Source organism: Bacillus sp. T3 (assembly GCF_033449965.1).
In the GTDB taxonomy this organism is placed as follows: domain Bacteria; phylum Bacillota; class Bacilli; order Bacillales; family Cytobacillaceae; genus Bacillus_BU.
Window position 1 is genome coordinate 1,626,126 of the sequence record NZ_CP137761.1, and the last position, 14,285, is coordinate 1,640,410.

Annotated in this window: 6 protein-coding genes, 3 pseudogenes and 1 riboswitch; of the genes and pseudogenes, 5 read left to right on the plus strand and 4 right to left on the minus strand. The window is 37.7% G+C overall.

What is annotated here, in order from left to right:
• Nucleotides 1–33: 33 nt before the first annotated feature.
• Entirely contained in the window at nt 34–264 is a 231-nt protein-coding gene (locus RGF10_RS08410; RefSeq protein ID WP_318508612.1) for a DUF2249 domain-containing protein, read from the minus strand.
• Nucleotides 265–504: 240 nt separating this feature from the next.
• Between RGF10_RS08410 and RGF10_RS08415 the strand changes: the two genes are divergently transcribed.
• Together RGF10_RS08415 and RGF10_RS08420 are read left to right on the plus strand one after the other, a co-directional pair.
• Nucleotides 505–2,853: a nitric-oxide reductase large subunit gene (locus RGF10_RS08415; protein WP_318508613.1), complete on the plus strand. Its 2,349-nt coding sequence runs from the start codon at nt 505–507 to the stop codon at nt 2,851–2,853.
• Nucleotides 2,854–3,195: 342 nt separating this feature from the next.
• Nucleotides 3,196–4,698, plus strand: coding sequence for a carboxypeptidase M32 (locus RGF10_RS08420; protein WP_318508614.1), 1,503 nt, complete (start codon nt 3,196–3,198; stop codon nt 4,696–4,698).
• 60 nt (nt 4,699–4,758) lie between these two features.
• Here RGF10_RS08420 and RGF10_RS08425 read toward each other — a convergent pair.
• The 3 genes and pseudogenes from RGF10_RS08425 to RGF10_RS08435 all read right to left on the minus strand — a co-directional run bounded on the left by RGF10_RS08425 (nt 4,759) and on the right by RGF10_RS08435 (nt 7,066).
• Nucleotides 4,759–6,412: pseudogene (locus RGF10_RS08425) on the minus strand (b(o/a)3-type cytochrome-c oxidase subunit 1).
• Nucleotides 6,412–6,887 (minus strand): annotated as a pseudogene (locus RGF10_RS08430) (cytochrome c oxidase subunit II). The pseudogenes RGF10_RS08425 and RGF10_RS08430 overlap by 1 nt, the downstream one beginning before the upstream one ends.
• Before the next feature lie 23 nt (nt 6,888–6,910).
• Nucleotides 6,911–7,066 carry a cytochrome c oxidase subunit 2A gene (locus RGF10_RS08435; RefSeq protein WP_147533735.1) on the minus strand — a complete coding sequence of 52 codons (156 nt, stop codon included), beginning with the start codon at nt 7,064–7,066 and terminating at the stop codon, nt 6,911–6,913.
• Nucleotides 7,067–7,561: 495 nt separating this feature from the next.
• Nucleotides 7,562–7,663, plus strand: a riboswitch (purine riboswitch).
• A gap of 147 nt (nt 7,664–7,810) precedes the next feature.
• Here RGF10_RS08435 and RGF10_RS08440 point away from each other — a divergent pair.
• From RGF10_RS08440 to RGF10_RS08450, 3 genes and pseudogenes are all read left to right on the plus strand, one after another.
• The gene (locus RGF10_RS08440) at nt 7,811–8,404 is read left to right on the plus strand and encodes a xanthine phosphoribosyltransferase (protein WP_318508615.1); all 594 of its coding nucleotides are present in this window, start codon (nt 7,811–7,813) and stop codon (nt 8,402–8,404) included.
• Nucleotides 8,404–9,713, plus strand: a pseudogene (locus tag RGF10_RS08445) (nucleobase:cation symporter-2 family protein). The gene RGF10_RS08440 and the pseudogene RGF10_RS08445 overlap by 1 nt, the downstream one beginning before the upstream one ends.
• Nucleotides 9,714–10,479: 766 nt before the next feature.
• Nucleotides 10,480–14,136: a dynamin family protein gene (locus RGF10_RS08450; RefSeq protein ID WP_318508616.1), complete on the plus strand. Its 3,657-nt coding sequence runs from the start codon at nt 10,480–10,482 to the stop codon at nt 14,134–14,136.
• Nucleotides 14,137–14,285 lie beyond the last annotated feature (149 nt).

Below are 14,285 nucleotides of genomic sequence, written 5' to 3' on the forward strand. Positions count from 1 at the left end.
GGCTAGCAATGAGCTTCCATACTGTGCTTTATTTTATTGTTTAATAAACGTTATTTTCCAATGTTTTTCTTCAATTTTTTCAGCTGTATGTTCGAAACCACTTGCCGTTAACACTGCATACAAAGGGACTGGCTCAAACGGTGCGTGAAGTAGAAGTACATCATTGGATTGGAAATCTATGATTGCTTTCATAATTTTTTGGAACGGGTCTTGCTTATTTTGTATATCTTCCCGAACATCCATTTCTACTAGCTTGTTTTCCATATGAATCCACTCCTCTATTTTCGTTTCACACCTGTAGCATAATTCATTTCTATCGTTGTTATAGTGACTAACATCACGATTATCACTTATTTTTTCATCTCTATTATTTCCTTATTAATATGAATTTCAGATTTTTTAAGGTGTGTGAAATATCACAGTTAGATAATGAGACATCTCACAAAGTTGTCACAGATTTACGTCTAAAATGTGACTATAAGACAACGAAAGGAAGTGTTTGGGATGGAAAACAACAAGGTAAAGTCAGCGAAACCAAAAAACGCACTTTTAAAATCCATTCTTATTACAACATGTATACTTAGTTTTACTGTTTTACTCGTAGGTGGCTTTTGGATCTTTAAAGATATGGCACCAAGACCACTCGAGGTTACTGATGCGAAGGGTGAGGTCATCCTAACAAAAGATTCGATTATGGGTGGTCAAGCCGTGTTTCAAAAATATGGTTTGATGGATTATGGGACTGTTTTAGGCCATGGCTCGTATATGGGGCCTGATTATACTGCGGAGGCATTGAAGGTTTATACAGAAGGAATGCAGGATTATAAAGCAAATGAGCAATACGGAAAAAAATATACGGACTTAGCTAAAGAGGAAAAAACGATTATTCGTGAAGCTGTAATTGAAGAAATGCGAAAGAATCGATATGAAAAAGGTGATGATTCTCTCATTCTTACAGATGCTCAGGTTTATGGGGTAGAAAAGGTAAGAGAATATTATCATGATGTATTTACCAATGGTGATGGTTGGGGGTTAAAGCCGAACTTAATTAAGGAAGAAGACATGCCGAAAGGCGAACGCGCGTGGGTATCTGAAGGTGATCAAATTGAACAGATCTCTGATTTCTTCTTTTGGACTGCATGGTTATCAAGTACGGAACGTGTGGATGATGATATTACTTATACAAATAACTGGCCATATTATAAGGACGCTGGAAATGAAATGTCCTTCTCTGCGATATGGTGGAGCGGTGTCAGTGTTACAGTATTAGTCCTGTTCGTTGGTATTATTCTATTTTTGTTCTATCGTTACCATCTTGGGATGGAGGAAGCTTATACGCCAGGGAATTTCCCGAAAATTGACCTAAGAAAGCTCCCTGTAACAAACTCACAACTAAAATCAGGAAAATATTTTGTGATTGTTTCAGTATTATTCTTTATCCAATCAATGTTTGGTGCACTTTTAGCCCACTACTACATTGAGCCAGATAGCTTCTTTGGAATGAAATGGGTTTATGATTTATTGCCATTTAACATTGCAAAAGGCTACCATCTTCAACTAGCCATTTTCTGGATTGCAACAGCTTGGCTTGGAATGGGGATCTTTATTGCTCCTCTAGTTGGAGGACATGAGCCAAAACGTCAAGGATTGTTAGTCGATATTCTTTTCTGGGCTTTAGTAGTTCTTGTTGGTGGAAGTATGGTTGGTCAATGGCTTGGCGCAAATGGCTACCTAGGAAATAACTGGTTCTTATTAGGTCACCAAGGTTGGGAATATTTAGAGTTAGGTAGAATCTGGCAGGTTATTCTTGCCGCGGGTATGTTGATCTGGTTATATATCGTTTACAGAGGAATTAAGAGCGGATTAAAACGTGAATCCGACAAAGGTGGTTTAATCCATTTATTATTCTACTCTGCAATTGCTGTACCGTTTTTCTACTTGTTTGCATTCCTAATTAATCCAGGGACTCACTTCACATTTGCGGATTATTGGCGCTGGTGGATCATCCATCTGTGGGTTGAAGGAATCTTTGAAGTGTTTGCGGTAGTGGTAATAGGCTTCTTAATGGTTCAAATGAATTTAGTAACTAAGAAATCTACTGTTAAGGCATTATACTTCCAATTAATTTTACTATTGGGTAGCGGTGTAATTGGAATTGGACATCACTATTATTACAACGGTTCTTCAGAGGCTTGGATTGCCCTTGGAGCTGTGTTCTCAGCATTAGAGGTTATCCCATTAACATTATTGATTTTAGAAGCTTATGAGCAGTACAAAATGATGCGTGACGGTGGGGTTGATTTCCCTTATAAGGGTACATTCTGGTTCTTGATTTCTGTAGCGGTATGGAACTTAGTCGGTGCTGGTGTGCTTGGATTCTTAATCAATTTACCTGCTGTAAGTTATTTAGAGCATGGACAGTTTTTAACTCCGACCCATGGGCACGGTTCGATGATGGGTGTATACGGTATGTTTGCTTGTGCCGTTCTTGTCTTCTCGTTACGCAATATTGTGAAGCCAGAAAAATGGAATGATAAAATGATTAAAATTTCATGTGTCTTATTAAACGTTGGTCTAGCTGGTATGATTATCATTTCATTGCTTCCAGTAGGATTTATGCAATTAAAAACAGCGTATGATAACGGCTATGCTGCATCAAGATCAGCAGCATTCTTACAACAGGAATCAGTCGTGAAGCTATTAACGATTCGTGCGATTCCTGATACCATTTTCTTAGTAGGTGTTGCTATACTAGTGGTATTTTGTATCAAAGCATTATTTAACCTTCGTAAAGTAACACACAAAGAGGATGAACCACTTCCAGTAAAGGATTTGGCACTAGAAGAAGAATAGAATGGATGAAATCCACTTTTCAAATTGGAGAGTGGATTTTGTTAAATTAATCTAAAATTTAATTCGTTAAACTGTAACATTTATCACTAACATCAGCACTAAGAAAACATTATAATTACTATGAAGATGTGACAAACGAAAGGAGTGTGAAACTTTAACAAGTTTGCACCCTGATGTTGTCTAGTTGTTTGTATTCCATTTATCATGGAACTTTTTAACCTCTCTATTTTTGGACAATAGCCTATGCTGTTGTCTATTTTTTTTGTATTCAATCCATCAGAAGGAAAGACACAAGCTTAGTGTGTTAAAATTGATATGAATAACTTTATTGGAGGAATGTGGATGATACCGATTGAAGCTATCGAAAAGGACTTTCTTGAGTATGTCAAAAAAATAAGTGCTTTTAATGAAGCATTGTCTTTGATTTACTGGGATTTACGTACGGGTGCCCCGAAACAAGGAGTGGAGCAACGTTCAGAAGTGATTGGGATGCTTTCTTCAGAGGTGTTTCAAATGTCTACTTCTCCAGAAATGGCGGGCTATATCGCCGAGTTATCAAATGAGGATCTGCCAGAGCGAACGAAGAAAACATTGGAAGAATGCAGGAAGGAATATGAGCGAAACAAAAAAATTCCACATGACGAATACAAGGAATATGTGATTTTACAATCAAAGGCTGAAAGTGTTTGGGAAGAGGCGAAAGCCGAGGCTGATTTTAAAAAATTCCAACCATATTTGGAAAAATTAGTACAACTGACAAAACGATTTATTAATTATTGGGGTTATGAAGGAAATAAATATAATCCTTTATTAGATTTATATGAACCAGGCATGACAGTTGAGGTACTGGATAAAGTGTTTGGAGATTTGAGAAAAGAAATTGTTCCGCTAGTAAAAAAAATCTCCGCCTCGAACCATCAGCCCAAAACAGACTTTTTATTTCAACCATTCCCGAAGCAGCGACAAAAAGAATTTAGCTTACAAATATTAAAACAAATGGGCTATAACTTTGAAGCTGGCCGTTTAGATGAAACCGTTCATCCATTTGCGACAGGAATAAACCCTGGTGATGTGCGAGTCACAACTAAATATGATGAAAATGACTTTAGAACAGCAGTATTTGGGACGATTCATGAGGGCGGGCATGCTCTTTACGAACAAAATATTTCAAAAGAGTTAATTGGTACCCCTTTATGTGGTGGGACTTCAATGGGAATCCACGAATCACAATCGCTTTTTTATGAAAATTTTGTAGGACGACAATATTCTTTTTGGGTAAAAAATTATCCTTTATTAAAGCAGTATGCAGCTGGGCAATTTAACGACGTAAATTTGCTTGATTTTTATCGAGCGATTAATGAATCAAAGCCTTCGCTTATCCGAATTGAGGCAGACGAGCTCACCTATCCATTACATATAATGATTCGATATGAAATTGAAAAGGGTTTATTCAATGATGAAATTGAAGTGGCCGATTTGCCAAAGATTTGGAATGACAAATATGAAGAATATTTAGGGGTTCGACCAAGCCATGATGGAGAAGGTGTGTTGCAGGATGTACATTGGGCAGGTGGGAGCTTCGGCTATTTCCCTTCCTACGCATTAGGGTATATGTATGCAGCGCAATTTAAGCATACGCTAATCAAAGTCCAACCGAATTTTGATGAATTATTGGCGAATGGTGATCTTTTGCCAATAAAACAATGGTTTACAGAACATGTTCATCAATATGGAAAGATGAAAAAGCCGTTAGAAATTATTCAAGACGTAACCGGTGAAGGATTAAACGCGAAATATTTAGTGGATTATCTTTCAGAGAAATACCGGGATGTCTATCAATTGTAACCAAAAAGGAACCCGTTGCTAGCAAAAACTAGCTGAGGGTTCCTTTTTTGCTTTTCTTTTTTACCAAGGCTTATATCCAGGTGATCCTGGAGGTGAATTTTGAATAATATCAGTTAATGGAACTGTGTATGCGAAAATAATTAACAATGCAGCAACACCAAGCCATAATTTCCAGTTCTCGAATACTGCAGGTGTAGGTTCTGTACCTTCTGCAACTTCGCCCATTGGGAATTCTTGGTCACCTTTAGGAGCAAAGAAAGCTAACTTAATGAAAATGTACACCATTAAGATGACGGAAATGAATAGAATGCTACCTCCAACTGCTTGTGCAATTTGGTAAGGAATCCATTCAGCTGCTTGAGCAGAGCCACCATATTCAGAGAAAGCTGAACGACGAGGTGCGCCAAGTAAACCTGAAGCGTGCATTGCGCCCGACATAAAGGTCATACCAACTGCCCATAGAACACCTTGAAGGATACAAAGTTTATTCATTGCTTTTGTAAGGACGCGACCAGGTTAAATGTGGCACTAACCAGTAAGATACACCAAAGAATGTTAGAACAACAGCTGTTGCGACAGTTAAGTGGAAGTGTCCAGTAACCCAAACAGTGTTGTGAACAACCTGGTTCATTTGGTGAGAAGCATTTACCATACCGCCTGCACCCGCAGGGATGAACGCAAGCATTCCAATGAAAGGCACAACAAAACGAGCATCGCCCCACGGAAGTTTTTTCACCCAGCCAAAGAGCCCTGTTGAGCCTTTTGAACGACCGAAAGTTTCAAATGTTGCGAACAAAGAGAATGCAGTCATTAAAGACGGAATGACAACTAAGAATGTAAGTACAACCTGTAAGAATTTCCATGCCGGATCAATACCAGGCTCTGTTAATTGGTGGTGGAACCCGACTGGGAACGAAAATAAGATAAAGAGCAAGAATGATAGACGTGCTAGTGAGTCAGAAAAAATCTTCGCACCAATCACCTTTGGAATGACCACATACCATGCCATGTAAGCTGGCAGTAACCAGAAATATACAAGCGGGTGACCGAAGTACCAGAATAAGGTACGGCTTACTAATACGTTTACGGTTGGTACTAGATTTAAAGACCAAGGTAATAATTGAATTAAAACTGTGGCAGCAACCCCGATTGTCGCAATAAACCATAACATGGTGTTTACTAGTGACATATAAGTCATTAATGGACTTGTTTTCCCTGGATTAGCTTTACGCCATTTAATATATGTAGTACAAATTGCTGCACCGTCGATCCAGCTTCCAACGACAACAAGCGCTAAACCAATATAATAAAGTGGATGTGCTTGTAAAGGTGCATAAAATGTATAGAGAACAGAAGCTTTATTTAACAAGACCATCACAGCAGCTAATGCTGTTCCAGTCGTCATGATCCAGTATCCGATCCATGCGGTTTTTCGAACACTGGCTGAATAAGTTCCGGAAGAGTAGCTACATGCAGCGTGCTGGAATCCCATAATAAAGAAAGTAGTTAATACTAATCCTAAAAGAACACCATGGACAGTTAAAACTTGATAATAACCGATTCCAAAAGGTAAGGTAAATTTACCTGAGCGTACTAATACTTGTAAAAGGCCTGCGAGACCTCCAATTGCCAAAGCTGTAAAGGCTACATAAAAGTGAGCCATGGCCAATTTACCATCACGACGATCAACTTTTATCACTGATGGATTATTCATTATTTAACCACCTCGATCTTTGACGTCATCATGTGATGACCCATCCCACAATATTCATTACATAAAATTGTAAATTCCCGGTTTTATTAAATGATGCAACATATTCGCTTATAAATCCTGGTTCAACCATCATGTTTATATTGGTTCCGGCTACTTCAAATCCATGGATAACATCCTTAGTCGTTACCATTACTTTAACTTTTGAGCCTTTTGGAATCTCAATATTACCTGGATTGTAGTTAAACATAGATGCCACAATGACTAGCTCGTAATCCCATTCTTTTCCTTCAACCTTTTTTAAACCTGGTTTATCAAAAGGTGCAGTTGTATCGACCTTTGCAGGATCAATGGTATTCAAGCAGCTTGGCGGTTGATTTCCCAAATAAAAAGCGCTTACCCCAATTACCGATAAAAAAACAATCAACATTGCAATCCCGAAAATTAGCCAAACCTTTTCAAATTTATGGATATGCATGGCTTTTTTTCCCCCTCCCTCGATTACAGACGATCAACATACATGAAATAAACTCCAGCCCATGTACCGATTAGAACCAATGCGACTAAGAAAACGGAAACCAATGTCCCTTTTAATTGAGATTCTTCTTCATGCTTAATCGGAGCATTAGTTTTATTCCCAAGTTCCGTTTTCGCCATAATGATTCACTCCCCTCTTCACAATTTAGAAATATTTAATGAATACACTTTCATCATACCGAACAATAGAGAATATTCCATATTGTTTGAACAAGTTCACAAAATGTTCATTACTTGATTAATTACTATGGTAATGGTGAAAAATTGTTATTACAGTGATTAATATCACTTGTTGAATCCGTAAAGTGTGAATAATATGTGAACTCTTATGTCGAATATAGTTAAAAATTGGATGATTTAAACAGATTTTCTTTAAAAATTGTGAAGGATTATTAGGAATAAAAGGCAGGACTACTTTCCAATTTATATGCAAGCAAGAGGCATCGTTTTATACCTAACAATTTTGAAATTATATGTACTTTTCCATTACTTTCCTTTAAATACCCTCGGTTTTAAGAAAATGAAAACGGAAACACGAACAATTTGATTGAAAAACTTAGAAATGTTTGGAATTGTCTTTACAAACAGATATTATCTCGATATAATACGACCATACAAATGAATAGGAAAAAGACTCATATAATCGTGGGAATAAGGCCCACAAGTTTCTACCGGATTTCCGTAAAATATCCGACTATGAGTGAGATATTAAACAAGGACTTCTATATTAATAGTCTTGTTTAAGTTTTCTTTTGGTATAAAAGCCTAAAGGTCACAGTCTCACTCTATTTGAGTGGAGAGGCCTTTAGGCTTTTTTGTTTAATTAGAGTGAGAGTGAGGCGCTACAAGAGAAAGGGGATCACTGTGGAAGCTTTAAAGGAAAAGATATTAAGAGAAGGTATTGTCCTATCAGATTCAGTACTTAAGGTTGATTCGTTTTTAAATCACCAAATTGATGCACATTTAATGATGGAAATAGGAAAAGAGTTTGCTAATCTTTTTAAATCTGAAGGGATCACAAAAATATTAACCATCGAATCATCTGGGATTGCCCCAAGTGTCATGACTGGATTAATGCTAAACGTACCAGTCGTTTTTGCAAGAAAAAGAAAATCACTGACGCTAGCAGGTGACCTATTAACGAGCCAGGTTCACTCTTTTACGAAAAATGAAACGAATGAAATCTCCGTTTCCCAAAAATATTTATTAGAAGGAGATCGTGTCCTGATTATCGATGACTTCCTAGCGAATGGACAAGCTGCACTTGGTTTAGCTGACATTGTGGCCCAAGCCAATGCAGAAATCGTAGGTTTTGGGATTGTTATCGAAAAATCCTTTCAAGAAGGTGGACAGATGCTTCGCAATAAAGGTTACCGAGTAGAATCTTTAGCCGAAGTTCAATCGTTACAAAATGGTCAAGTTCAATTTATTAATAGGAAAGTGGAGGAATTAGCATAATGAAACAGCAACCAATTAAAATTGCCTCACTAGCAATTCAACACGTATTGGCGATGTACGCTGGAGCCGTTATTGTACCGTTAATTGTTGGGGAGCAATCGGATTAACGGGGGAACAATTAACCTACTTAGTTTCCATTGATATCCTTATGTGTGGGATTGCCACAATTCTTCAAGTGTGGGGAAATCGCTTTTTTGGAATTGGCTTACCTGTTGTGCTTGGCTGTACCTTTACGGCAGTTGGACCGATGATCGCAATTGGAGCTCAATATGGAGTTTCTTCTATTTACGGTTCAATTATTATTTCCGGTTTAATCGTCATTCTTATTTCAACATTCTTCGGAAAACTGGCTCGATTTTTCCCACCAGTGGTTACTGGTTCAGTCGTTATGATTATCGGTATTACCCTCATCCCTGTTGCCATGAATAATGTTGCAGGTGGACAAGGAAGCAGTGATTTTGGTTCTTATTCAAATCTAGCTTTAGCGTTTGGTACATTAGCATTTATTCTTATTCTATATAAATTTGCTAAAGGGTTTCTACGTTCCATTTCGATTCTTGTTGGTCTCGCAGGAGGAACAATTGTCGCTTATGCAATGGGTAAAGTTGATTTTTCGGCTGTTGGTGATGCATCGTGGGTTCACCTTCCTAAGATGTTTTACTTTGGAACACCAACATTTGAATTAACACCAATATTAACGATGACGCTTGTTGCCATTGTTAGCTTAGTTGAATCTACTGGCGTATATTTTGCGTTATCCGATATTTGTAATCAAAAACTATCCGATAAAGATTTAGCTAACGGATACCGCGCTGAAGGGTTAGCGATTATTCTTGGTGGCTTATTCAATGCCTTCCCATATACAACTTATTCACAAAACGTCGGACTACTGCAATTATCAGGTGTGAAAAGCAGAAATGTTATTTATGTTGCTGGAGCATTTCTAGTAATCTTAGGATTAGTTCCGAAAATTGGGGCGCTTACTACAGTCATTCCAACTCCTGTGCTTGGTGGAGCGATGGTGGCGATGTTTGGAATGGTCATTGCATATGGCATCAAAATGCTAAGCAAAGTAGAATTTGCAAGTCAAGAAAATCTATTAATCATTGCTTGCTCCGTTGGAATGGGTCTAGGCGTTACAGCTGTTCCTGATTTATTTTCAAAGCTTCCAGAAAACATTCAGATTTTAACGGACAATGGGATTGTTGCGGGTAGCTTAACCGCGATCGTCTTGAATATCGTGTTTAACGTTTTAACAGTAAAAAAGTCTGCTGAAATGAGCCAGCTTTCAGAACAAAAAGCGGTTTAATAAAATAATTTTTCCATTCGACTCCAGTCACAATTGTTAAAGCATCCGAATATACTAAAACAAACTGTTTACGAACAGGAAGTGACGGTGCAAAATGGAAAAATACTATTGTGAAAGTTGCAGGCTTTTATATGATCATATTAAAACATGTCAGGTTTGTGGTGAATTAGCAGAAAATAAAATTTTTATTGAAGTACAGATGCAGGAAAACCTAAACACGTTTTATTCTAATGATTAACTGGTAAAGATTTCATCGTGACCAAAGCGGACACGGCTATTATAATAAAAGAGCACAACAACATTCTTCAAAACGTTCTTGCTTCCTTCTCGATGAGGGAAGCTTTTTTTATGCGTTAAACGTAAAACAAAATGTTAAAAAAGTGTGGCAATTTAAAAATTCCATTGAAAACGATTTTCACTTATGCTATCATAATCAATGAAAATAATTATCAATTACATTCACCTAAGGTGGTGTTACATATGCTTGCAATGCTAATCGCTTCGACTGTTGTTGGCTATTCCTTTTTAATGAAACACGTTCTAAATAACGTAGCTAAACCATCTCAAAGATAATAATTTAATACACTTTTGCCTGGGCTAAATTGTCCGGGTTTTTTATTTTTTCTTTGTAAGTTTGAGTATTAATTTTGTTACAATATTGATTGAATCACCATTTTGATATAGAAAATACATTTAGGTAGGAAAATTTAGAAAAATCGGATAAAATAAAGTGATAATGAAATATTGGGGGACAAGGGGTATAGTTATGGTGCAAATATTAGAACAAAAGGAGCAATCTTTACTTGGAAAGATTGCGGTGTTATACGAGCTTTTCAGACAGAATCAAGATGAACAAACAGCACAAAGAGCAGAACAATTGGCAAAAAAATTAAGCCAACAGGAATTTTCAATTGCGTTTTGCGGCCACTTCTCAGCAGGTAAATCAACGATGATAAACAAATTAGTGGGGGATAACTTGCTGCCGTCAAGCCCGATTCCGACAAGTGCAAACCTTGTTAAAGTGAAAACGGGCGATGAGTATGCAAAGGTTATTTTTAAAAAGGGGAAGCCTAGGGTTTATTTAGCTCCTTATGATTATGAGAAAGTGAAAACGTATTGTAAGGATGGCGACGAAATTGAAGCTGTTGAAATAAGCCATCAAAATTCAAGTCTTCCGAACAATGTCATCATCATGGATACACCTGGGATTGATTCCACTGATGATGCCCATCGAATCGCAACCGAGTCTGCACTACATTTAGCTGATCTCATTTTTTATGTAATGGATTACAATCATGTCCAATCGGAAGTTAACTTCCTCTTTACGAAAGAATTAACCCAAGCTGGGAAACAATTATGTCTGGTTATCAATCAAATTGATAAGCACCGTGATGAGGAATTAAGCTTTGATGGATTTAAAGAAAGTGTTCTGCAATCGTTCGCATCATGGGGAGTGAGACCAGAATACATTTTATATACATCATTAAAGCATGGTGAGCATCCACATAATCAATTTAAAAAGCTTCAGGAACTTCTGCATGAAAAGATTGCAAAACGAGAAGAAAACCTGCCAAGTTCAATTCTACATTCACTTGTTAAATTGACGAATGATCACATTAAATTTGTGAAGGAACAGGATCAGGTGGATATTCAAACTTTTGAGGAGAAGCTGTCTGATTTTAATCAGGAAGAACGAACAGCATTAAAGGACCGAATTCATCAATTAGAGCTGATGCTTCAAGATATGAAAGCAGCAATTGAAGCGAGCAGTGATGGTATAAATGATGAAGTCGATGAAATTCTTGATAGTGCTTACATTATGCCATTCCAAACAAGGGAGCTTGCACAACAATATATCGAGGCTTGTCAGCCAGAGTTTAAGGTCGGCCTCTTTTTCGCAAAAAATAAAACCGAGCAGGAAAGAAATCAACGGCGCGAGCGTTTATTTGAGGATCTTTCTGAACGAGTCAAATCGCAAATTGAATGGCATTTACGTCAATTAGCATTAAACACCTTAAAGGAAAATAATGCTGAAAAGCCTGAGCTAATGGAAGCTGCACAGGCGATTAAGGTATCATTTGAAAAAGACTTGCTAGATCAAAACCTAAAGTCTGGTGCAAGGCTTTCTGGGGAATATGTTCTAAATTACACGAATGATGTGGCTAATTCTTTGAAAAGGCTATCCAAAAAGGCAATTGTTGAGTGGAAGGAGCTCTATCTCAAGGAATTAAGTAGAAAAAATGCAAAGGAATCTAGCGCTTTAACTGCTGAACTTTCACAATTACAGGAATATCAAAAGACAGTTGAACAATTAAATTCGATTTTCGCACGACATGAACAAATATCTGAAACAATCGAACAAACCTTAACTGGAAATATTGATTATAAAGCGTACACTGACGTTGCTGAAAGCTTAGCACAGATTATTGATGAGGAAGTCGAAGTGGTGCGGAATTCAGCGCTGCAGAATTCTGATTCTAATAAGGATGTTTCAGAGATTGCTATTTTAGAAGAAGAACACATTGAAGACTCGGCTGATGTCATTTCCAAGGAACAGGTTGAGCGGATCGTTTCTCATCTCCGTTTTTCTGCAGAAAAGGTGCAGGATATTCCTGGCTTAGAGAAGATTTCTACGGAGTTAAAGGTTAGAGCAGGCAGACTTGAAAGTCAACAATTCACCGTTGCATTGTTTGGAGCATTCAGTGCAGGAAAGTCTTCGTTTGCGAATGCGTTAATCGGTGAAAAAATTCTGCCAGTTTCACCAAATCCAACGACTGCCGCCATTAACAGAATCAAGCCGATCGATGCCAATCATCCACATGGAACAGTCATCGTCAAGCTTAAAAATCCTGACGCGTTATTAGAAGATGTTCGACGTTCGTTAGCCATCTTTGATTTCAATGCAATCGACTTTGCAGCGGCAGTCAAGGCGATTGAAAAAGTATTAGGGTCAGAAGAGCATTTAGATGCCTATAGTAAGGTGCACTATGCATTTTTAAGAGCCTTCTATAACGGTTATGCCCACTATGAGAACCGCCTAGGAACTCTGCTGGAAACCGATTTGCAAACATTCCGAGACTTTGTTGCACAGGAAGAAAAGTCCTGTCTAGTCGAATGGATCGATGTATATTACGATTGTCCACTTACAAAAGAGGGGATCACGCTAGTTGATACACCAGGGGCAGATTCAATCAATGCCCGCCATACAAATGTGGCATTTGATTACATTAAGAGCTCGGATGCTATTTTATTTGTTACTTATTATAATCATGCTTTCTCAAAGGCCGATCGGGAGTTTTTAATTCAGTTAGGCCGTGTTAAGGATAGCTTTGAGCTGGATAAGATGTTCTTTATCATCAATGCGATTGATCTTGCCAATAGTCCGGAAGAAATGGGTTCCGTTATTGATTACGTCAAGGATCAGCTTGTCGGCTATGGTATTAGAAAGCCCAACATGTTTGCGATTTCAAGCTTACTTGCCATTCAAGAAAAGCTTGGACAATTAAAGACGAATGAGTCAAGAATTCACCAATTCGAACAGGCCTTTTACCATTTTATTTCGGGCGATTTGAAGAAAATGGTCGTCGATGCCGCTCAAGCAGAACATCAGCGTACCATTCAAATTCTCAAACAAATGATCTCTTCGGCTCAAGAGGATCAATCGGTCAAAGAAGCAAAACGACTGGGAGCAATCGCTGAGCAGGAACAAATACATCAATTCTTAAACGAGCAATCAGAAGATTTCTTGAAAAAACGTTTAATACAAGAAGCTGATGAATTACTTTATTACATTAAACAAAGGGTCTTTTATCGTTTTGGAGACTTTTTCAAAGAATCGTTCAATCCTTCTGTGCTAAAAGAGGACGGCCGAAATATTAAGAAAGCCTTAAACATGGCCTTACAGGAATTAATTGAATCATTAGGTTATGATTTTGCTCAAGAAATACGCGCAACGACTGTTCGATTAGAAGCGTTTATCGGCAAAATTTTAAAGGAGCGCTTCGAGCATTTAGTTCTTGAGTTGAAAGAAAAGAATCGTGATTTATCGTTTACACAGTTTGAATTGGAAAAAATCGACGGCTTGCAGGTGGCAAATGCGTTCCAAACAATTGATATGAAGCTGTTCCACAAGGCTCTTTCATTCTATAAAAATGCTAAAGCGTTTTTCGAAAAAAACGAGAAAAAATTGATGCAAGAAGAACTTGAAAAAGTGATGCAGGAGCCAGCTGATCAATTTTTGCAAGGGGAAGGCGAGCAGGTCAAGGCCTACTATGTAAATGCTCTCGAAGCCGAGACAGCATGTTTAATGGACCATATTACTGAACAAATTGATGAGTACTATAAAGGAATCATCGCCTCACTTAGTGATGAGTTCCCTATTGAAACATTAATAGATGTGGAAAAACAGATTAGACAATTGTAGTAGAAATATGGTTTGATAAATAGGGTGAGAACTTGAAAAATCGATTTCATGCATGTGCGACATGTGTTCATTTTCGTTCCGGAAAAAACCGAAATAGGAATGAATTATTCCTGTGGTAGGCTAGGCTATGAAACCCAGCCTCACTACCA

What these genes read in the sequence shown, in the direction of transcription:
- RGF10_RS08410 (WP_318508612.1), bottom strand. Translation starts at nt 264, where the DNA reads ATGGAAAACAAGCTAGTAGAAATGGATGTTCGGGAAGATATACAAAAT.
- RGF10_RS08415 (WP_318508613.1), top strand. Translation starts at nt 505, where the DNA reads ATGGAAAACAACAAGGTAAAGTCAGCGAAACCAAAAAACGCACTTTTA.
- RGF10_RS08420 (WP_318508614.1), top strand. Translation starts at nt 3,196, where the DNA reads ATGATACCGATTGAAGCTATCGAAAAGGACTTTCTTGAGTATGTCAAA.
- RGF10_RS08435 (WP_147533735.1), bottom strand. Translation starts at nt 7,066, where the DNA reads ATGGCGAAAACGGAACTTGGGAATAAAACTAATGCTCCGATTAAGCAT.
- RGF10_RS08450 (WP_318508616.1), top strand. Translation starts at nt 10,480, where the DNA reads ATGGTGCAAATATTAGAACAAAAGGAGCAATCTTTACTTGGAAAGATT.